Consider the following 19,996-nt stretch of genomic DNA (forward strand, 5'->3'; position numbering starts at 1 on the left):
AGGACCTCGTTTTGAGTCTCGATCTTCCCATAGCGGGCCGGCGTGTTCCCTGTGAACAATGCCCTCTGCGCGCCATGCCGAGTTTTCGTCCTTTCACATCCGAGGAATTGAAGTTTGTTTCATCCTTCAAGTCTGGTGAGCTGGTTGCCGAGACAGGTTCTTCGATCCTGATGGAGGGGGCGCACAGTGCCCATCTCTATACGGTGCTGTCGGGTTGGGCCTTTCGCTACAAGACGCTGGTCGATGGCCGCAGGCAAATCCTGAACTATCTGTTGCCCGGCGATCTGGTTGGGCTGCAGGGCTCGGTGATCGGCGAGATGGACCATTCAGTCGAGGCGTTGTCGCCACTGGTGCTGTGTGTGTTTCAGCGTGACCGGCTCGATGAACTGTTCCGCAATCACCCCGGGCTCGGCTTTGACGTCACCTGGCTTGCAGCGCGCGAGGAGCGCATGCTGGACGAGCATCTGCTGAGCCTTGGACGTCGCAGTGCGCTGGAGCGTGCAGCCTACCTTCTGTCATTTCTGTGCGAACGCGCCGCCAATGTCGGCATGGGCGGCAAGGGCACGACTTCGCTGCCGCTCAGTCAGCAGCATGTCGCCGACACGCTGGGTCTGTCCATCGTGCATACCAACAAGACGCTGCGGCGGCTGGGCAATATGAAGCTTATCCGCTGGCATGATCGCAGCTGCGAAGTGATCGATGTCGCCGGGCTGAGAGAGATCGCGGGCTGGGAAGGTGCGGGCGAGCGGCGGCGGCCGTTGATCTAGCTTGGCCGTATTACTGCCATCGCGCTGCGGCATGGTGGGCCTGCCGGGATGTGCGGAACAGGGAGTTCGGAACGATTCGTGCCTTGGCGGAGAACGGTGCGATCATGGCGCAGCCAATGTGGAGACGTCTGACCGTCCGGCGACTGACCATCTGGTTGTCGCTGGGGCTGGTTTGCGTCACGGCGCTGTTTGCCTTGGCGCTGCTGCGCGGTATTGATCGCCAGATTGCCGACGTCACGCAGACCTATGCGGTGCGCAATTCGGCGCGGGAATTGACCCACGCGCTCAGCCAGGCGGAATCGAGCCAACGCGGCTACCTGCTGACGCAGAATCGACAGTTCCTCGAGCTGTTCGATGAGGCGATGACGACAGTCGCGGACCGGCGCAGCCAATTGCTGGAGCTGACCGCTGACGATCCCCAGCAAGCGGCTCGGCTCGATGGCATTTTGGGCGAACTCAGCGGCAAGCTGGCCGAAATGGAGCGGACCGTCGAGCTCGCCACCAGCCAGCGCGAGGACGAAGCGCTTTCGCTGACCGAAACCGGCATGGGCGCGCGGCTCATGGCCGAGGTGAGCCGCACGCTCGAGGCTTTCATCACCGATGAAGATGCCAAGCTGGTGCAGCGCAATGATGAAATCGATCGCTACCGGCATGGTCTGGTCGTGGCTTTGATGGCAGCGCTGGCCGCTGCGGCGGTGTTGGGCTATGCGCTCTTGACCCGGACCCAGAGGCAGGTGAGCGCGCTGGCGGAGCGTCACTCTGGACTTGTCACGCAGAACGAGGCGCTCGAAGCGCTGGTGGCCGAGCGCACGCGCGATATCGAAGAGGCGCGCGCCCATGCCGAACATGAGCGCCAGCGGGTCGAGGCCCTGCTGCAGGATACCAATCATCGCATCGGCAATTCGCTGGCGACCGTTTCGTCGCTGCTGGCGCTGCAGGTGATGCGCAGCCGCTCCGAAGAAGTTCGACAGGCGCTGGAGTCAGCGCGCTTGCGCGTGCATGCCGTAGCCTCGGCGCATCGGCGCCTGCGTCTGTCCGATGATCTCGAAACGGCCTGTGCCAGCGATTTTCTGCAGCCTGTGCTCGATGATATCGCCGCCACCCAGACCGATGATGGCCGCATCACGCTCAGCGGCGATATTGCGCCAGTGCTGATGAGTTCGCGCGATGCGACCACACTGGGTATTCTGGTCAGCGAGCTGGTCACCAATAGCCTCAAGCATGCCTTCCCCGATGGACGGCGCGGCGCAATTCGCGTGCGCCTGTTCGCCGGGGCGGATGACGTGGCGATGCTGGCTGTATCCGATGATGGTGTCGGCATGCCAGACGGTCCGCCGGATGAAGGTGGGCTCGGTTCGGTGGTCATCAAGCAACTGGCCGGCCAGTTCGGTGGCGCACCCGATTATCAACCCGTCGCAGGCGGCGGGCTTTGTGTGGTTATCGCGATGCCCGGCCTGGGGCAGGCGCGGACCGTGGCTGCTGCGATGGAGTGAACCGGTGCGCGTCAAGGCTGTGTTGAACCGCGGCGGCGGCACTTTGCGCACCATGGATCTCGATGCCTTCACGGCGCGAGCGCGCGATATCTTTGCCGATGCCGGGCATGAGCTTGACTGCGTGGTGGTCGATGGCGACGGCGTCGCCGATGCGCTGCGCCGGGCCGCGACATCGGACGGCACCGACGCGCTGCTGGCGGGGGGAGGCGATGGCACGATATCGTCGGCGGCGGCGACAGCCTTCGAAACCGGCGTGCCGCTGGGCATATTGCCGGCTGGGACCATGAACCTTTTCGCACGGGCGCTGCGCATGCCGCTCGATCTCGATGCTGCCCTGCATGCCATTGCCCATGGCCAGGTCCACCATATCGACATCGCCACTGCCAATGGCCGGCCATTCGTGCATCAGTTCGGCGTCGGCATCCATGCGCGGCTGGTGCGTATTCGCAGCCACATGGTCTATGGCAGCCGCTGGGGCAAGATGCTGGCCAGCCTGCGTGCCATCGGTGCAGCCGCAGTCGATCCGCCGCGGTTCGAAGTCGAGGTCTATGGGGGCGGTGCCACATCGCGGCGGACGGTTTCCGGGATCGCGGTGTCTAACAATCCACTCGATAACGCCCCTGTACCGGTGGCGAAAAGTCTCGACGGCGGACTTTTGGGCGTCTACCTCGCCTCAAGCGTCACGACCCATGAATTGTTCAATCTCGGCATCGACGTCTTGACCGGACGCTGGCGCGACAACGCCATGGTGAGCGAGGTGGAGACGCCGCAATTGACGCTGCATTTCCCCAAGCGTCGCCGGGGCCATCACGCTGTTATCGATGGCGAACTGATTGCTCTCGACCCCAGCGTTCACCTCAAAATCCATCATGAAGCGCTGAAGGTGATCTTGCCTTCGGCGGAGACAGAAAATAACGGAAAATAGTGTGGAACGCTTTTGGGGTGGCTGCGTTGGAGTGGATTAAGGCTATGCCATTACTGTCCGACAGCAGGATGCCCGGGACGTGTTGTGAGTGAGACCAAATTGACGCTGCCAGAGGATGTCGGCAGGGCCCTTCACGACGCAGATCGGCTGGCAGTGCTCCACGAGCTGCATGTCTTGGACACGCCTCCAGACATTGACTTTGATCGAATCTCGCGGCTCGCCGCGGCCATGTTCGGCGCGCCGTTCGCGCAGGTGTCGCTGGTCGATGCAGACAGGCAGTGGTATCGCGCCTGCTTCGGTGTGGAAGGCCTGACCCAGACCAGCGCCGACATCTCATTTTGCGCCCATACTATCGCTGTGCCGGATCGTTCACCCCTGACCATCACCGACATGTTCGGCGATGAGCGATTCCGCGACAATCCCTTCGTCACCGGCTGGCCGGGTGTGCGTTTCTATTGCGGCGTGCCGATCATGGTGCGGGGCCAGCCCATCGGCACGGTCTGCGTGCTCGATGATAAGGTGCGGGACAGTGTTGATCCGAGCTTGATCCAGCATCTTCAGGACCTGGCCGAGACCACATCCAGCATGCTGGTGCTCAAGGACGAGGCTCGGGTGCGCGCGCGCACCGCCGCGGCGCTGATGCGCGAGGAGTGGCGCCATGCCCTGACGCTCGAGGCCGGCAAGGTTGGCAGCTGGGTCTGGGACATTCCCGCGAGCGAGATCACCTGCAATGACACGTTCCGCCGCGTGCTGGGGCTTGCTGATGGCGGCGTGGTGCGGGTGGAGGATGTTGCGGCGGCCGTTGCCCCCGCGGAGCGCAAGGCGCTGACCTCCAAGATCATCAACTCGCTCAAGACCGGCGTCGATTTCGAGGCCGAAGTGCGGGCGCTGGCCAGCGGCACCTGGCTGTCGATGCGCGGCCGGGTCTATCAGCGCGATGGCGCGGGACGGGCCATGGTGATGATGGGCGTCTGCATCGACATTTCCGACAGCAAGCAGAATGCCGAGCACACTAAGCTGCTGCTGCGCGAACTCAATCACCGGGTCAAGAATACGCTGGCGATGATCCAGTCGGTGGCGCGCCAGACGCTGCGGCAAAATCCCGACCCCCAGCAATTCCTTGAAGCCTTCAGCGGCCGGTTGCGGACCATCTCAGATGCCCATCTGCTCCTGGCCGATCGCGATTGGTCGGGCGTGCAATTACATGAAGTGGTAGCCGCAGAGCTTGGCCGGGATTTCGCGGTGGAAACGCCGCGTCTCAGTGCCGGCGGGAAAGACGTGGCGCTGCCGCCAGATCATGCGCTGGGCCTGGGGCTCATCCTGCACGAACTCACCACCAATGCACATCGTTTTGGCGCCTGGTCCGGCGACGAGGGCAGGGTGGACCTGGCCTGGGAGATCGAAGACAGCCCGATTCGCGGCCTGCGCATGCATTGGGTGGAGAGCGGCGGCCCCGTGGTTTCGGAGCCGAAAGAGCTGGGGCTGGGCGTCAAGCTGGTCAAGCGTGGCCTGGCCAAGGTTCTGGACAGCAATGTCGAGCTGGTTTTTGGCGCCGACGGCGTGAGCGCTGAAATCTGGCTACCCCTGCCGCCGGCCTGAGCCAGCGACAGGAAAAAGATTTCGATCAGGAATCGCCGTCCTTGTTGCGCAACAGCAGAAAGGCGGCAATGGCGGCCGCCGGTACACCGAGACGCAGAATGCCGGGGGCCCGAAGCACGGCCGGCAGGGCTGTCAGCGCTGCGCTGGTCAGCAGCGCCCCGGTTTCACTAGATTTGCGGCGTTCAGCCGCCACGCGACGCCGGCGACCTTCGCCGATCTGCGCGCCGAGATAAACGGCAAGACCGAGGACGAAGAAGGTGCCCGCAAAGATCAGCGCGGCGATGATGGGGCCGACTGACTGCGCCAGCAGCATATAGCCTGCCGCGATCATGAAGGCGACGCCCACCAGAAGCAGCAAAGCGATGGCGCTGTAGATCAGCACCATCGACTTTGCACGATCGGCGACCGCTTCGACCTCGATGCCAAGCAGGCTGGCGAGCGGCAATAGAAAATTCATTTTCAGTGCCGGGTCAGGAGCGCCAGAACGAAGCCAATGCCCAGTGCGCTGGCTACGGCGGTCAGCGGCTTTTCGCGGATGGTATCCTTGAGCTGCTTTTCGATTTCGCCGGCCTGATCCTGCGCATCATCGATCATGGTCTGGCCACGGCGCTTGAGTGCAGCGATCTCGGTCTTGGCGATATCCTTGACTTCGCCGGCCTTCTCGTTGGTGAGCTTGCCGAGGGTTTCGGTGATCGATTTGAGATCGGCCTGCAGCTGCGAGATCTGGTTTTCCAGTTCCTGCTCGCGAGTCTTGGAGGAATTGCGCGAGCCGCTGCTGGACTTGCGGCGCGTGGGGGCCATATCAGTCGTGGTTGCCATTTGACGCTCCTATTGTGCTTGTGTGGATTGAACGCCGCAAGGCGCTGTCAGTTCCATCCGCCCCGCAGGGGAGGGGGCGCTAGACGCGCCCCATCAGAACCAGGATCAGCACGATCACCAGGACCACGCCAAGAATGCCGGACGGGAAATAGCCGAAGCCGCGCGAATAACCCCAATTGGGCAATGCGCCGATCAGCAGCAGGATCAGGATAATGATGAGAATGGTGCCAAGTGTCATGAAACCCTCCAACAGAAACAATGGCGCGCCCTATCCGCGTCGAGCGACCCGGCTGTAGTGAACGGATAGGGACAGCTTTTTCGCGCGTGATGCGCGGTGCGAGGCGAATGCCTCGACTTACAGCAGAGCCAGCAGCAGGCCGGTGGCAGCGCTCAGGATGAGCAGTGCCGGCAGCAGTGCCAGGGCCACGCCACCAAAATGAGTATTGCCGTCATAACCCTCGATCGGCAGAGCGCTGATCGTGGACTGGGCGCGGCGATAGACATTGTGCTGGGATGTGGTGTTCATTCTCTGCCTCCATGGCCCGGGGCACCGGACCTTTGTGCGTGGCGATCAACGCCGCGTGCGACAATAACGGCAGCAGAGAAATTTGGTTCCCGAAGGCTATTCCACGCGTATCACGTCGACAGATTGCTTGGTCTCGTGCGAGCCATTGGTGCGCAGGACGCCGACGATGGGGGAGATATCGGCATAGTCGCGGCCATGGCCGATGGTGATGTGGTCGGGACCAGCGATCATCTTGTTGGTGGGGTCGAACTCCACCCAGCCCAGATGCTGGCCGCACCAGGCGCGCACCCAGGCATGCATGGCGTCGGCGCCTTCAAGTCGTGGCTTGCCTTCCGGGGGAATGGTGCGCAGGAAGCCCGACACATAGCCTGCCGGAATGCCAAGGCCGCGCAGGCCGGCGATCATCACATGGGCGAAGTCCTGACAGACGCCTTTGCGCAGAGCGAAGGCCTCGGCAGGGCGGGTTTCCACATCCGTCGCCTTGGGATCGTAGGTAAAGTCACGATTGATAGCCATGCAGAGCGCATTGGCCTTGGCCAGAACCGTGTGAGCCGTCGCCGTGACCTCGGCAGCATAGTCGGTAATGGCCGGGACGATCTGCACGCGGGGCGAGGCAGCAAGGAAATGCTGCGGGCTGCCGGGCTCCACCGACCAGTAGCGGCCGATTTCGAGCGGCAGCGCGTCAAGCGCGGGCGACAGGTCATCCAGCGGCGAGACATCGTCGACCTGCACCCGGGCGGTCAGACGCACTTCGAGCTTGTCATGGGGCTCGACATAGATGAGCGAAGTGACGGTATTGCCGAAGAAATCGAGAAAGCTCTCCTGCCGATGCGGCCTGGGGGTGAAGGAGAGCGAGGCGGCCACCACGCGCTGGGCGCCGGGCACGCTGGCCGGGGTGACGCGAATATGGTGGCGTCCGCCATGCACGGGCGCGGCATAGTCATATTCGAGGGTCAGGCGCACATCGTAGAGCATGGGGGTCACGTAAAGTAGGCCGAGGCGACAAGGCCCGAAAGCTGGCCGAGATGATCTGCGAGCAGGTCGAGCCGTTCGGGGGTCAGTTCATGCGGCTCGGCAATAACCAGATCGGTATGGATGCGCAGTGCCGTCTTGGCCGCAGGGGACAATTGGCCATCGTCGATGCCGCCGGGCAGTGTCTCGATCTGGGTGCGCAATTCGGTCAACTGGAACAAGACCGAGCGCGGATTGAGCGGATCGAGGATCAACAGATCGATGGCGCTCTGCGTGCCGGCGCTCACAGAATAGCGGCGGCGGTGCGACATGACGCTGTCGCCGATTTCGAGCAGCATTTCCAGCGAGCCATCGGGCGCATCCTTGTCGGTGAGCCAACCGGTGATGCGCGCGATCTGGATGGCGCGTTCGAGGCGGCGACCGAGTTCGAGGAAACGCCAGCCGGCGAAGCGATACATGTTCTCGTGCACCAGGCCAGAAAAGCCAGCCAGCTTGCGCAGCAATACCGTCATGGCGCGGGTGGAGTCGTCGCCCGTGGTGATGCGGGTGCCAAAGCGTTGGGCGGTCTTTTGCAGATCGTTGAGCGCCAGCCAGCCATCGGGCGAGAAGCGGTCGCGGATCTGGCCGGCACTGTGCACGGCGCTGCTGATCGCGTTCAACAGGCCCTTGGGCATGGCTTCGGACGCGTCGATATCCATGCTTTCGAGGAATTCGGCGCAGTGGGAGAGAATGGGCAATTCCGGTCGCGACAGTTCGGCCAGACGCGCATTGTAAGCGCGCAGGATGCGGATGCTGGCTTCGCAGCGTTCGGCATAGCGGCCCAGCCAGATGAGATTGTCGGCGGCGCGGCTCGGCAGGCTGCCGGGCGAATTGCGCACCAGCTTTTCGCCGTCGCGCGGCAGGAGCGACACCTGTTCCACCGGGCTCGAGGACATGACCCAGACGTCGGCGGCCTGGCCGCCGCGCTGCATGGCGATGGCGGAGGTGTCGCGGGTGGAGCCGACGCGGGCAAAGCCGCCGGGCATGATGGTCCAGCCGTCCTCGGTGCGCGCCGCATAGACGCGCAAGGTGATGGGGCGGGGCTCGAGCTTGCCGTCGATATAGACCGGTGCGGTGGAGAGCTGCACCGGCTCCTGGCCAACATAGTCGCCGCCATGTCTGGCGATGCGGGCCTTGAGCTGGAGCTTCTGCTCTTCGGTCATGCTGCGGCCGAGAGCCGTGCCGCGCAGGTCATCAAAGGGCAGGTCGGTCGAAAAGGCCGGGCCGATCATCAGGTTGTCGAAATTGTCGAGCACGAATTCGCGCTCGGCGCTTTGTCCGCACCACCAGGTGGCGATCTCGGGCAGTTCGAGCCCGGTGCCGAGCAGATGCTTGCTCAGGCGCGGCAGGAAGGCGGCGAAGGCGCGGGATTCAAGGATGCCGGTGCCCAGGGCGTTGATCATCGAGATCGAGCCGCTGCGCAGCGCCTCGACCATGCCGGGCGTGCCGATATGGCTGTCATAGCGCAACTCCAGCGGATCGACGAAGCTGGCATCCATGCGCCGCCAGAGCACGCTGACCGGCTTGAGGCCGGCAACGGTGCGCACCATGACCTGGCCATTGTCCACTACCAGATCCTCGCCTTCGAGCAGCATGAGGCCGAGATAGCGGGCGATATAGGCGTGTTCGAAATAGGTCTCGTTGAGCTGGCCGGGGGTCAGGATGCCAACGCGGCCACCATCGCGGCGGGCCTGAGCGAAGAGCGTATCCTTGAAACCGCGGAAGAAGCCGGCCAGCCGCTTGATGTTCATGCCGGCATAGATGTCGGACAGAGCGCGGGTGGTGGCAACACGGTTTTCCAGCGCGAAGCCGGCACCGGAGGGGGCCTGGGTGCGGTCGCCGAGCACCCACCAGGCGCCATCGGGGCCGCGGCCCAGTTCGAAGGCGCAAAAATGCAGGAAATGGCCGCTGGTGGGTCGCACCCCCACGAGCGGGCGCAGGAATTCCCCGCTCTGGGCGATCAGTTCGGGAGGCAGCAGACCCTCCTGCACCAGCCGGTTGTCGCCATAGATGTCGGCAACGATGCGCTCGAGCAGTTCGGCCCGCTGTACGAGGCCATTGGAAATGCGGATCCAGTCGGCTTCGGCGATAAGCAGGGGAATATGGGCCAGCGGCCAGGCGCGTTCCTTGCCCTCAGCACCGTCATATTTGCGATAGAACACCCCGGCATCGCGCAGATACTGGTCGGCGCGTTCGAAGCGGCCGGCAAGCTCGGTCGGCCCCAGCGCGTCAAAGGCCGACATGAGCTTGTCCCAGCCCGGACGAATGGCGCCGGAGGGATCGATCATCTCATCCGGCACGCCGGGCAGCAGTTTATAGTCCGCAACAATACCAGGCCCAGCCGGGGGCTTGCCGCGACGTTCTTGATTCCGCGTGATCATTTGCTAGGTGAACCGTGGCGGACGACGCAGGTCAAGGGTCAGCGGGTATTCCTCCGCAGGCATTTCTGCACGCAGCCCATAGGGTCCGGGCGTATAGTTGTGCGGCACGAAGCGGGCGAGGCGCCGGGCCTCGGCCTCGTTGCCATTGACCGGGAAGGTTTCGTAATTGCGGCCGCCGGGATGGGCGACGTGATAGGTGCAGCCGCCGATGGCCCGGCCGGTCCAGGTGTCGTAGATGTCGAACACCAATGGCGCATGGACCGGCATGGCCGGATGCATGCCCGAGGCCGGCTGCCAGGCCTTGAAGCGCACCCCGCCGGCGAAAATTCCATTGGTACCGGAAGGCTTTAGCGGCACCGGGCGCTGGTTGCAGGTGACGGTGTAGCGGCTGGGATTGTCGGCTTCGAGCGTGACCTCGAGGCGCTCCACCGAGCTATCGACGAAGCGGACAGTGCCGCCGATGGCGCCCTGCTCGCCCATGACATGCCAGGGCTCAAGGGCTTGATGAAGTTCGAGCTTTACCCCGTCTACCTCCACTTCGCCACAGAAGGGGAAGCGGAATTCGCGCTGGGCGGCGAACCATGCAGGGTCGAAATCGAATCCGTGCTGGCGCAGATCGGCGAGCACGCCGAGGAAGTCGCGCCAGATATATGACCCTAACATGAACCGATCATGAAGGGTTGTACCCCAACGCACGAAGCTGCCGTCGAGAGGGGCGGTCCAATAGCGGGCGATCAGGGCGCGAACCAGCAATTGCTGGGCCAGCGACATCCGGGCATTGGGCGGCATTTCAAAGCCGCGAAATTCGACCAGACCCAGTCTGCCGGTGGGGCCATCGGGCGAATAGAGCTTGTCGATGCAGATTTCGGAACGGTGGGTGTTACCGGTGACATCGACGAGCAGGTTGCGGAACAGCCGATCCACCAGCCAGGGCAAAGGCGGCGTGCCTTCGCCTGGCGCCGGAACCTGGGCCATGGCGATTTCGAGCTCGTAGAGGCTGTCGTGCCGGGCCTCGTCGAAGCGGGGGGCCTGGCTGGTGGGTCCGATGAAGAGGCCGGAGAACAGATAGCTCATCGAGGGGTGGCGCTGCCAATGCAGCACCAGGGATTTCAGCAAGTCCGGCCGGCGCAGGAAGGGGCTGTCATTGGGGGTGGCGCCCCCGACCACGACATGGTTGCCGCCGCCGGTTCCGACATGTTTGCCGTCGATCATGAACTTGTCGGCGCCCAGGCGGCAGAGGCGGGCCTCTTCATAGACTGCCGTGGTGGTGGCGACGCATTCGTCCCAATTGGCCGATGGATGGATATTGACCTCGATGACGCCCGGATCTGGCGCCACGCGAATGACATTGAGGCGCGGATCGTGTGGCGGCGCGTAGCCTTCGAGGTGAACGGGCTGGCCGATCTCCTTGGCCGCCGCTTCGGTGGCGGCGATCAGTTCGAGGAAATCTTCCAGCCGCTCGACGGGAGGCAGGAAGACGCAGAGGCGATGGTCGCGCAGTTCGGCTGTGACCGCCGTGCGCACTTGCCCCTCGATCTCGCTGAGCACCTGTTCGGTGATGTCCTGCTGCTCGGTGGCCGCAGTGAATCCTGCGGCGGTCTGGGCGCGTGGATCGATCTCCAGACCGGTCTGTTTGCGCGCCAGCAGTTCCTCGGTATCGGGCAGGGGGGCGCGCGGCGCGCCAGGATCGAGCGGTACGACATGAGGGTAGTCGGTGGGTTTGAGATGCTTTAGCGAACTCAGCGGCAGGCGGTAGCCGGCGGGGCTGTCGCCGGGCGCGAGGAACAGTTTGCCGCGCCGTGTCTTCCACTTTTCGGTGAGCCAGGGGCTGGAGGCGATGGCGTTCCAGCGTTGTACGGGCAGCACATAGCCGGTGGGCGAGGTCAGGCCGCGCTCGAACACCTTGGCGATGCGGGAGCGCGCTTCGGGGTCGGCAAGCTCGGAATTGGCCGGATCGACATTGGCAGGCAGGTTGGCTTCCTTGAGCAGCCACTCGCCGGGGTCTTCATAGGCCTCGGCTATGGTGTCGCCGGTGAGGCCGAGATTGCGGGCGAAGGCATCGAGAAAGCGCTTTGCGTCCTCGTGGGTGGCACTGGTCTCCACGCCTTCGCGGGCGATGAGGCTTTCGTCCCTCCACACCGGCTTGCCGTCGAGGCGCCAGTAGAGCGAGAAGGTCCAGCGCGGCAGGGTTTCCCCAGGATACCACTTGCCCTGGCCATGATGCAGCATGCCATTGGGCGCGAAGCGCTGGCGCAGGCGGCGGATCAGGTCGTCGGCCAGGGCACGCTTGGTGGGGCCGACCGCGCCGGCATTCCATTCATCGGCCTCGAAATCGTCGATGGAGACGAAGGTCGGCTCGCCACCCATGGTGAGGCGCACATCGTTTTCGGCGAGCACGGCATCCACCTTGTGGCCCAGTGCATCGAGCCGCTGCCAGCTTTCATCGGAAAAGGGCTTGGTGATGCGCGGATGCTCGGCGACGCGCGTCACCTTCATGTCGAAAGCAAAATCCACTTCGGCAAAGGAAGCGAAGCCCGAGATCGGGGCGGCATTGCGATAATGCGGGGTGGCGGCCAGCGGCACATGGCTTTCGCCCGTCAGCAGGCCCGAGGTCGGGTCGAGACCGATCCAACCGGCGCCGGGCAGGTAGACTTCGCACCAGGCGTGCAGGTCGGTGAAATCGTGGTCGGTGCCGGCCGGGCCGTCGAGCGAAACGAGATCGGGCTTGAGCTGGATGAGATAGCCGGAGACGAAGCGTGCGGCAAAGCCGAGATGGCGGAGCAGATTGACCAACAGCCAGCTGGAGTCGCGACAGGAGCCGCGAGCATTGCCGAGCGTTTCTTCGGGCGTCCACACGCCAGGCTCGAGGCGGACGATATAGTTTACCAGCGTCTGGATGCGCGCATTGAGGCCGGTGACAAAGGTGACGGTGTTTTGCGGCGAATGGTCGATATCGGCGATCAGCCGCTGCATCAGCGGACCGGCCGGCTCCGGCTTCATATAGATGGAGAGATCGTCGCGCAGCTCTTCGGGATAGGTGAAGGGCCAGGTTTCGGCGATCTCCTCGACGAAGAAGTCGAAGGGATTATAGACAGTCATGTCGGCGACCAGATCGACTTCGATCTTGAGCTCGGTCACCGGCTCGGGAAAGACGAAACGGGTCAGGAAATTGCCGTAGGGATCCTGCTGCGTGTTGACGAAATGCAGGTTCGGCGAGACCCGAAGCGAATGACTCAGGACCTTGGTCTTGGAATGCGGCGCCGGCTGCAGCCTTATGATCTGGGGCTGCAGATAGACCGGTCGGTCATATTTGTAATGTGTCAGATGATAGACGGCGGCTTTGATCGACATGCGTACCAGTCGCTCGCTTCAGGCCACGAAAATGACTTCCCGACAAAGAGCTTAGCGGGGTTTTGCGGCCACCGCTAGGCGCTTGGTGGGTCAGGTGATGCGTCTTGGGGGCATCACGCTCCAGGAAGACACCAAAAGTGTTTGTCCAGCTCTGGCTGGTTTTTGGTGCGATAGATGCACCAGCACCATGCCGCACTCGGTTCGAGCCCGGGGCCGGAACGGTGCTTGCTGCAAACAGGGTCAGACCCCCGCACCTCACTCTTCCAATGCGGGCACTGATGGCGAGCGGTTGCCGGTGCTGGTCGGCAGGATGGCCAGCTTGGTGACGGCGATGCGGATGTCGCGCTGGGTGTCCTTGAGATGGACGCGCATGGCCTCGGCGGCGGCGCGGCCATTGCCCTCGCGGATGCAGTCGAGAATGCGCTGATGCGCATCGATGGTGTCCTGCAGGGTGTGGCCTCGGCTGGCATGGCCGCGGCGGCTGATGAAGAGGCCTTCTCGCAAAGGCGTGGCCATGGCCTCAAACAGATAGCCGAGCACGCGGTTGCCGCTGGCCAGGGCGACGGCCTCGTGGAAACCGACATCGCAGGTATGGAAAACCGTCTCGGCGTCAGGGGCGTCTGAGAGGGCGGCTTCGCGCATGCCCTGCAGGGCGCTCTCGATGGCGGCAATACCGGCGCGGCTGGCATGCTTGGCGGCCAGCGTCGCCGATTGCACTTCGAGTGCCAGACGCACTTCGACCAGATCGAACAGGCCCTTGGAATCGTAACGGATCACCGAGGTAAGGAAGTCGGCGAAGGCGGCGCCGTCTGGCTCGCGCACCACCGCCTTGCGCCCGCGCGCCAGTTGCAGCAGGCCACGCCCGGCCAGCAGCTTGACCGCTTCGCGAACGGTGAGGCGACTGACAGCGTAATGCTCGGCCAGCTCCGCCTCGCTGGGCAGGCTGGAGCCTGGCGTCAACTGCGTCAGGATGTGTTGCGCTAGGTCGTCGGCGACCGTATGGGCCGCGCTCTGTTCGGCGCGACCGTCCTCAGACAAGGCTGTCAAAGCGTCCCCATGGTATCTGATACCTTTGTGATTGCCTCATTCTCCGTTCCGAGCCCTTCTGGCAACCCCCTCCCGGGATTGGGGCACACTAGCCGCTCGTCCCAAGCGCCGCAATCATTGGTCAATATTAATATTCGAGTATCGAAAAAAACACTGAATCCACCCCCTGGAGACCTTTACACCCTTATCTGATTATCCTAGCGTCCCAGCCATGGGCCGGGGAGGGTCCGTAGCGGCATTGCCGTTCCAAGCAGGAGGATTTCGATACAGTTGCACGTTGCGGCCCCGCATGCGGTGCCGCTGCAATTGCTGTGGCGCTGGCCGGGCGGGCATGCTGCCAGGTCGGGTTGTCTGCGGTCGATGTCAGCTGTGTTTGTCTGATCTGTTCCCCATCCCAAAAGACCGACAACAACAATCTCGAATATCAAAGGGAGTCGAGACGTGAAGGTTCTCAAAACAGTAGCGACGCTGTTCGCCACCGGTGCCCTGTTGGCCACCGCTGCCACCGGCGCTTTCGCACAGGACAAGGGCCTGATCGGCATTGCCATGCCGACCTCGTCGTCGCTGCGCTGGATCTCGGACGGCAATGAGCTGAAGTCCGCGCTGGAAGGCATGGGCTACACTGTCGACCTGCAATATGCAGAAGACGAAATCCCGAACCAGCTGGCTCAGGTCGAGAACATGGTCACCAAGGGCGCCAAGGCCCTCGTGATCGGTTCCATCGACGGCACCACGCTCAGCGCCGTGCTGCAGCAGGCCGCTGACCAGGGCGTCAAGGTCATCGCCTATGACCGCCTGATCCGCGACAGCGGCAATGTCGATTACTACACCACGTTCGACAACTTCCAGGTCGGCGTGCTGCAGGCCAATAGCCTGGTCAAGGGCCTCAACGAGCGCTTCGCCGACCAGAAGCCGTGGAATGTCGAGCTGTTCGGCGGTTCGCCTGACGATAACAACGCCTTCTTCTTCTATGATGGCGCCATGGCTGTGCTGCAGCCGATGATCGACAGCGGTGACATCGTCATCAAGTCGGGCCAGATGGGCATGGAACAGGTTGGTACCCTGCGTTGGGACGGTGCTGTCGCACAGGCCCGCATGGACAACATCCTGTCCGCCAACTACTCGGACGGCACCCGCGTTCATGGCGTGCTGGCTCCCTATGATGGCCTGTCGCGCGGCATCATCTCGTCGCTCCGCGGCGTGGGCTATGGCTCGGGCGACCTTGCCTGGCCGATCATCACTGGCCAGGACGCTGAAGTCCCGTCGGTGAAGGCCATCATTGCCGGCGAACAGTACTCCACCGTGTTCAAGGACACGCGCGAGCTGGCCCAGTACACCGCTCAGCTGCTTGACACGGTCCTGTCCGGCAACGAGCCGAGCGGCCTCGACACCACCACCTATGACAATGGCGTCAAGGTTGTGCCCTCGATCCTGCTGACCCCGTACGAAGTCGACGCCACCAATTACAAGGAACGCGTGATCGACTCCGGTTACATCAAGGCAGAAGAACTGCAGTAATCATCTGCAATTGTTCTGAAATATCGGGCTCCGCGTAAGCGCGGAGCTCAATCGTAATTGGGAAATGCCTTCGATTTCTAGGTAAATCGAAAATTCGACGTACGTACTTCAATTGCTGTTTACTTGCAGTAATTCGGAGTTCTATATCGAGGTGCGGCCTTTGGAGTGGAAATGCCTCTATCTGGCGCGCAAATTCATTTTTGGGAGTTGAGAATGAACGTGTTGAAGACGATCGCCGCTGCCGCTATGGCCGGCGTGATCGCAGTCGGTTCGATGGGTGTCGCCGCTGCGCAGGACAAGGGTATCGTGGGCGTTTCCATGCCCGAGCAGACCACGCTCCGCTGGAATTCGGACGGCGCGGAGCTCAAGGCGGCGCTTGAGGCCAAGGGTTATACCGTCGACCTGCAATATGCCGGTGACGACATTCCGAACCAGCTGTCGCAGATCGAGAACATGGTCACCAAGGGCTCCAAGGCTCTGGTCATCGCCGCGCTTGACGGCACCACGCTCAGCGCCGTGCTCGATCAGGCCGCTGCTGCCGGCATCAAGGTGTTCGCCTATGACCGCCTGATCCTGGGCACGCCCAATGTCGACTACTACACCACGTTCGACAATTTCCAGGTCGGCGTGCTGCAGGCCAATTCGATCCTCAAGGGTCTCGGCTATCCCGAGAACAAGGGTCCGTTCAATATCGAGCTTTTCGGCGGCTCTCCCGACGATAACAATGCCTTCTTCTTCTATGACGGCGCGATGAGCGTGTTGAAGCCGCTGATCGACGAGGGGGTCCTCGTGCTCAAGTCCGGCCAGCAGGGCATGGACCAGGTCGGCACGCTGCGTTGGGACGGTGCGACCGCCCAGGCCCGCATGGATAACCTGCTCTCCGCTTACTATTCGGATGGCTCGCGTGTCGATGCGATCCTGGCCCCGAACGATGGCGTTGCCCGCGGCATCATCTCCTCGCTGACCGGCATCGGTTATGGTTCGGCTGATCTCAAGTACCCGATCATCTCGGGTCAGGATGCCGAAGTGCCCTCGATCAAGGCGATCATCGCCGGCGAGCAGTATTCGACCGTCTACAAGGACACTCGCGAGCTGGCGCGTGTCACTGCCGATCTCGTCGATGCCGTGCTGAGCGGCAATGCACCGGCCGATCTCGACAACAGCACCTATAATAACGGCAACAAGGTTGTGCCGTCCAAGCTGCTGACCCCCTACGAGGTCGATGCGAAGAACTACAAGGAACTGGTCGTCGACTCCGGTTATATCTCGGAAGCTGACCTGCAGTAATCCGCCTAACATTCAAGCAAGGGCTTCGCAGTCATGCGGAGCCCATCGGTCATCCGGCTGGTCACTGGCCCCCAATGGCGGACAGCGTCCATCAAGGCGAGCAAAGCATGAGCAAAACCATTCTGGAGATGCGCAGCATCACCAAGACCTTTCCCGGCGTGAAGGCGCTGCAGGACGTCAATCTCGATGTGCGAGAAGGCGAAATCCACGCCATCTGTGGGGAAAACGGCGCCGGCAAATCCACCTTGATGAAGGTGTTGAGCGGCGTCTATCCCCATGGCTCCTATGACGGACAGATCATCTATCAGGGCGAGGAGCAGCAATTCCGCTCCATCCGTGACAGCGAGCACAAGGGCATCGTCATCATTCACCAGGAACTGGCGCTGGTGCCGCTCCTGTCTATCGCCGAAAACATTTTCCTGGGCAATGAACAAGCCAAGGGTGGCGTGATCGACTGGGACGAAACCCGCGACGGCGCGCGCAAGCTGTTGTCCATGGTGGGGTTGACCGAAGATCCCGACACGCTGGTGACCAATATCGGGGTGGGCAAGCAACAGCTGGTCGAGATCGCCAAGGCGCTCTCCAAGCAGGTGCAATTGCTCATCCTGGACGAGCCGACCGCCTCGCTTTCGGAAAAGGACAGCCAGGCGCTGCTCGACCTGCTGCTCGAGTTCAAGAAGCAGGGCATTACCTCGATCATCATCAGCCACAAGCTCAATGAAATCTCGCGCATTGCCGACCGCGTGACGGTGATCCGCGACGGCAAGACCATCGAGACGATGGATACCGAAAACATTTCGGAAGACCGCATCATCACCTCGATGGTGGGACGCTCGCTGGATGACCGCTATCCGTCCCGCACGCCCCAAGTGGGCGATGTGGTGATGGAGGTGAAGAACTGGAACGTCTTCCATCCCCTGCATCGCGAGCGACAGGTGATCCGCGACGTCAATATCACTCTGCGCCGTGGCGAAGTGGTTGGGATTGCCGGGCTGATGGGGTCGGGCCGCACCGAATTTGCCATGAGCCTGTTCGGCAAGTCCTATGGCCAGAAGATTTCGGGCGAGGTGCTGCTCAACGGCAAGAAGGTCGATACCTCGACCGTGGACCGGGCGATCCGCAACGGCATCGCCTATGCCACCGAGGATCGCAAGACTTATGGCCTCAACCTCATCGACCATATCAAGCACAATACCACCATCGCCAATCTGCTTGGGGTGTCGCGCTGGGGCGTGATCGACGATCTCGCCGAAATGGACGTCGCCAACGATTATCGCAAGAAGACCAATATCCGTTCGTCCAGCATCTATCAGGTCACCGGCAATCTTTCCGGCGGCAATCAGCAGAAGGTGGTGCTGTCGAAATGGCTGTTCGCCAATCCGGACGTGCTGATCCTGGACGAGCCGACCCGCGGCATCGACGTGGGCGCCAAATATGAAATCTACACCATCATCAACCAGCTGGCGGCCCAGGGCAAGGCGATCCTGGTCATCTCCTCGGAGATGCCGGAACTGCTGGGGATCACCGACCGCATCTATGTAATGAACGAAGGCCGTATCGTGGGCGAAATGCCGACCAGCGAAGCGAGCCAGGAAAAGATCATGCGCTCCATCGTGCGCGCTGAAGGAAAGGCATCATGACCACCGAAACTGTACCGACCGGTTCCCCGGCCGCTCAGGCCAAGAGCCAAGAACTGACGCTGATCGGCGCGCTGCGTGCTAATATGCGCGATTACGGGCTGCTGCTCGCGCTGATCCTGATCATGATCTTTTTCCAGTCGTTCACCAATGGCGTGCTGTTCAAGCCGGTGAACCTGACCAATATCATCCTGCAGAACTCGTACATCATCGTGATGGCGCTGGGCATGCTGCTGGTGATCGTCGCCGGCCATATCGACCTGTCGGTTGGTTCTGTCTCCGGCTTTATCGGCGCGCTGGCGGCCATGCTGATGATCGGCTGGAAATTTCCGCCGGAGCTGGCCTTCCTCGCCAATCCGATCGTTGCAGGTGCCATCTGTCTGGTGGCCGGCGCGGCCATCGGTGCGGCACAGGGCTATATCATCGCCTATCACAAGGTGCCGGCCTTCATCGTGACGCTTGCCGGCATGCTGATCTTCAAGGGTCTGTCGCTGGCCATTCTGGGCGGCAAGTCCGTCGGCCCGTTCCCGGCCGAGTTCCAGCTGTTGTCCGCCGGCTTCATTCCCGATTTCGTGGGGCCGACGGCTACGCCATTCATTGCCGAAAACGGCCAGCCGGTGGTGCTGCACACCACAACCATGATCATCGCGATCCTCGCGATCGTGGCGATGGTGTTCTTCTCCATCCGCAGTCGCGCCCGTCGCAAGGCCCGCGGCTATACCGTGGAGCCGTTCAGCCTTTTCGTCATCAAGAACCTGGTGATCGCGGCCCTGGTGCTGTTCTTCGCCTATATGCTGGCCTCCTATCGCGGCCTGCCCAACGTGCTGGTGGTGATGGCGGTGCTGATCGCCGGCTTCGTGTTCCTGACCAAGAAGCTGACCTTTGGTCGCCGCATCTATGCGTTGGGCGGCAATCTCAAGGCGGCGGCGCTATCGGGCGTCAAGACCGAGCGGACCACCTTCTACATCTTTGCCATTATGGGCGCGCTGGCGGCTCTGGCCGGCATGATCTATGCGGCCCGCCTCAATTCGGCGACGCCGAAGGCCGGGCAGGGGCTCGAGCTCGACGTGATCGCGGCCGTGTTCATTGGCGGTGCTTCGGCGCTGGGTGGCGTGGGCCAGGTGGCCGGTGCGGTGATCGGTGCCTTCATCATGGGCGTGATGAACAACGGCATGTCGATCATGGGCGTCAACATCGACTGGCAGCAGATGATCAAGGGCGTGGTGCTGCTCGCTGCGGTGTTCTTCGACCTCTATAACAAGAACCGTTCGGCCTGACCGGATCGGGTGCGACATGAAAAGGGCCGCCGGATGCAATCCGGCGGCCCTTTTCTTTTGGCTGTTTCGCAGGTTGAACCGCTGATTTGCCCCATGAAGGCCAGACGCCAGGGCGAATTGGTGAGTGCGGGGAAAGGGTTGCCTCAAAAACCGCAAAAAATCGACTTCGGCCGCAAAGCCCCTAAATCTCTGGTGTCTCAGTCGAGTTTTTCACAGTCCGGGCATTTTGGAATCGGTGAATTTGTCGAATTTGTCATGATGGGGGTTTACAGGTTCGGGGGTGGGCCCTATAACCCGCTCATCGCTGAAGAGCGCGGCGCCAGACGGCGGCGGGTTACGAAGCAAGCCACTGAAATTG

At 62.4% G+C, this 19,996-nt stretch carries 17 protein-coding genes; 9 read left to right on the forward strand and 8 right to left on the reverse strand.

The genetic code is table 11. The annotated features are described in order from the left end of the window. Positions 1-11 precede the first annotated feature (11 nt). From BGO80_RS08150 to BGO80_RS08165, 4 genes are all read left to right on the forward strand, one after another. On the forward strand, positions 12-767 hold the full coding sequence (locus tag BGO80_RS08150; protein ID WP_286720723.1) for a Crp/Fnr family transcriptional regulator: 756 nt from the start codon (positions 12-14) through the stop codon (positions 765-767). Positions 768-883: 116 nt separating this feature from the next. Further along, positions 884-2,260, forward strand: coding sequence for a sensor histidine kinase (locus tag BGO80_RS08155; RefSeq protein ID WP_286720724.1), 1,377 nt, complete (start codon positions 884-886; stop codon positions 2,258-2,260). Between the two features lie 4 nt (positions 2,261-2,264). Further along, positions 2,265-3,185, forward strand: a complete 921-nt coding sequence (locus BGO80_RS08160; protein ID WP_286720725.1) for a diacylglycerol/lipid kinase family protein — start codon at positions 2,265-2,267, stop codon at positions 3,183-3,185. A gap of 99 nt (positions 3,186-3,284) precedes the next feature. Continuing rightward, a complete protein-coding gene (locus tag BGO80_RS08165) occupies positions 3,285-4,784 on the forward strand; it encodes an HWE histidine kinase domain-containing protein (protein ID WP_286720726.1) in 1,500 nt (499 codons plus the stop codon). 25 nt (positions 4,785-4,809) lie between these two features. On the opposite strand, the gene BGO80_RS08170 is transcribed toward BGO80_RS08165, so the two are convergent. The 8 genes from BGO80_RS08170 to BGO80_RS08205 all read right to left on the reverse strand — a co-directional run bounded on the left by BGO80_RS08170 (position 4,810) and on the right by BGO80_RS08205 (position 13,919). After that, positions 4,810-5,241: a hypothetical protein gene (locus tag BGO80_RS08170; protein ID WP_286720728.1), complete on the reverse strand. Its 432-nt coding sequence runs from the start codon at positions 5,239-5,241 to the stop codon at positions 4,810-4,812. Positions 5,242-5,243: 2 nt separating this feature from the next. Then, positions 5,244-5,603, reverse strand: a complete 360-nt coding sequence (locus BGO80_RS08175; protein WP_286720729.1) for an ElaB/YgaM/YqjD family protein — start codon at positions 5,601-5,603, stop codon at positions 5,244-5,246. 79 nt (positions 5,604-5,682) lie between these two features. After that, positions 5,683-5,841 carry a DUF3309 family protein gene (locus tag BGO80_RS08180; RefSeq protein ID WP_126151012.1) on the reverse strand — a complete coding sequence of 53 codons (159 nt, stop codon included), beginning with the start codon at positions 5,839-5,841 and terminating at the stop codon, positions 5,683-5,685. Positions 5,842-5,958: 117 nt separating this feature from the next. Next, complete coding sequence (locus BGO80_RS08185; RefSeq protein WP_164550389.1) at positions 5,959-6,129, reverse strand: hypothetical protein; 171 nt, start codon at positions 6,127-6,129, stop codon at positions 5,959-5,961. 96 nt (positions 6,130-6,225) lie between these two features. Beyond that, complete coding sequence (locus BGO80_RS08190; protein ID WP_126151011.1) at positions 6,226-7,104, reverse strand: transglutaminase family protein; 879 nt, start codon at positions 7,102-7,104, stop codon at positions 6,226-6,228. A 5-nt stretch (positions 7,105-7,109) separates the two neighbouring features. Beyond that, positions 7,110-9,521 carry a circularly permuted type 2 ATP-grasp protein gene (locus BGO80_RS08195; protein ID WP_286720732.1) on the reverse strand — a complete coding sequence of 804 codons (2,412 nt, stop codon included), beginning with the start codon at positions 9,519-9,521 and terminating at the stop codon, positions 7,110-7,112. 3 nt (positions 9,522-9,524) lie between these two features. Then, entirely contained in the window at positions 9,525-12,872 is a 3,348-nt protein-coding gene (locus tag BGO80_RS08200; RefSeq protein ID WP_286720734.1) for a transglutaminase family protein, read from the reverse strand. Between the two features lie 255 nt (positions 12,873-13,127). Then, a complete protein-coding gene (locus BGO80_RS08205) occupies positions 13,128-13,919 on the reverse strand; it encodes a FadR/GntR family transcriptional regulator (protein WP_126151008.1) in 792 nt (263 codons plus the stop codon). A gap of 441 nt (positions 13,920-14,360) precedes the next feature. Between BGO80_RS08205 and chvE (BGO80_RS08210) the strand changes: the two genes are divergently transcribed. The 5 genes from chvE (BGO80_RS08210) to BGO80_RS08230 all read left to right on the forward strand — a co-directional run. Next, on the forward strand, positions 14,361-15,437 hold the full coding sequence (gene chvE / locus BGO80_RS08210; RefSeq protein WP_126151007.1) for a multiple monosaccharide ABC transporter substrate-binding protein: 1,077 nt from the start codon (positions 14,361-14,363) through the stop codon (positions 15,435-15,437). Positions 15,438-15,650: 213 nt separating this feature from the next. Continuing rightward, a complete protein-coding gene (chvE, locus tag BGO80_RS08215; protein WP_126151006.1) occupies positions 15,651-16,724 on the forward strand; it encodes a multiple monosaccharide ABC transporter substrate-binding protein in 1,074 nt (357 codons plus the stop codon). A 107-nt stretch (positions 16,725-16,831) separates the two neighbouring features. Next, on the forward strand, positions 16,832-18,364 hold the full coding sequence (gene mmsA / locus BGO80_RS08220; RefSeq protein ID WP_126151005.1) for a multiple monosaccharide ABC transporter ATP-binding protein: 1,533 nt from the start codon (positions 16,832-16,834) through the stop codon (positions 18,362-18,364). Further along, positions 18,361-19,638, forward strand: a complete 1,278-nt coding sequence (gene mmsB, locus BGO80_RS08225; RefSeq protein WP_126151004.1) for a multiple monosaccharide ABC transporter permease — start codon at positions 18,361-18,363, stop codon at positions 19,636-19,638. The genes mmsA and mmsB overlap by 4 nt, the downstream gene beginning before the upstream one ends. A 33-nt stretch (positions 19,639-19,671) precedes the next feature. Then, positions 19,672-19,996: hypothetical protein (locus BGO80_RS08230; RefSeq protein ID WP_286720738.1), on the forward strand; the 325-nt coding region annotated here is incomplete at its 3' end.

It is taken from the genome of Devosia sp. 63-57, assembly GCF_001899045.1.
Classification (GTDB): Bacteria; Pseudomonadota; Alphaproteobacteria; order Rhizobiales; family Devosiaceae; genus Devosia; species Devosia equisanguinis.

Coding starts and splice junctions, on each gene's coding strand:
- BGO80_RS08155 (WP_286720724.1), top strand. CDS start 884: ATGTGGAGACGTCTGACCGTCCGGCGACTGACCATCTGGTTGTCGCTG.
- BGO80_RS08170 (WP_286720728.1), bottom strand. CDS start 5,241: ATGAATTTTCTATTGCCGCTCGCCAGCCTGCTTGGCATCGAGGTCGAA.
- BGO80_RS08175 (WP_286720729.1), bottom strand. CDS start 5,603: ATGGCAACCACGACTGATATGGCCCCCACGCGCCGCAAGTCCAGCAGC.
- BGO80_RS08180 (WP_126151012.1), bottom strand. CDS start 5,841: ATGACACTTGGCACCATTCTCATCATTATCCTGATCCTGCTGCTGATC.
- BGO80_RS08185 (WP_164550389.1), bottom strand. CDS start 6,129: ATGAACACCACATCCCAGCACAATGTCTATCGCCGCGCCCAGTCCACG.
- BGO80_RS08190 (WP_126151011.1), bottom strand. CDS start 7,104: ATGCTCTACGATGTGCGCCTGACCCTCGAATATGACTATGCCGCGCCC.
- BGO80_RS08195 (WP_286720732.1), bottom strand. CDS start 9,521: ATGATCACGCGGAATCAAGAACGTCGCGGCAAGCCCCCGGCTGGGCCT.
- BGO80_RS08200 (WP_286720734.1), bottom strand. CDS start 12,872: ATGTCGATCAAAGCCGCCGTCTATCATCTGACACATTACAAATATGAC.
- chvE (WP_126151006.1), top strand. CDS start 15,651: ATGAACGTGTTGAAGACGATCGCCGCTGCCGCTATGGCCGGCGTGATC.
- mmsA (WP_126151005.1), top strand. CDS start 16,832: ATGAGCAAAACCATTCTGGAGATGCGCAGCATCACCAAGACCTTTCCC.
- mmsB (WP_126151004.1), top strand. CDS start 18,361: ATGACCACCGAAACTGTACCGACCGGTTCCCCGGCCGCTCAGGCCAAG.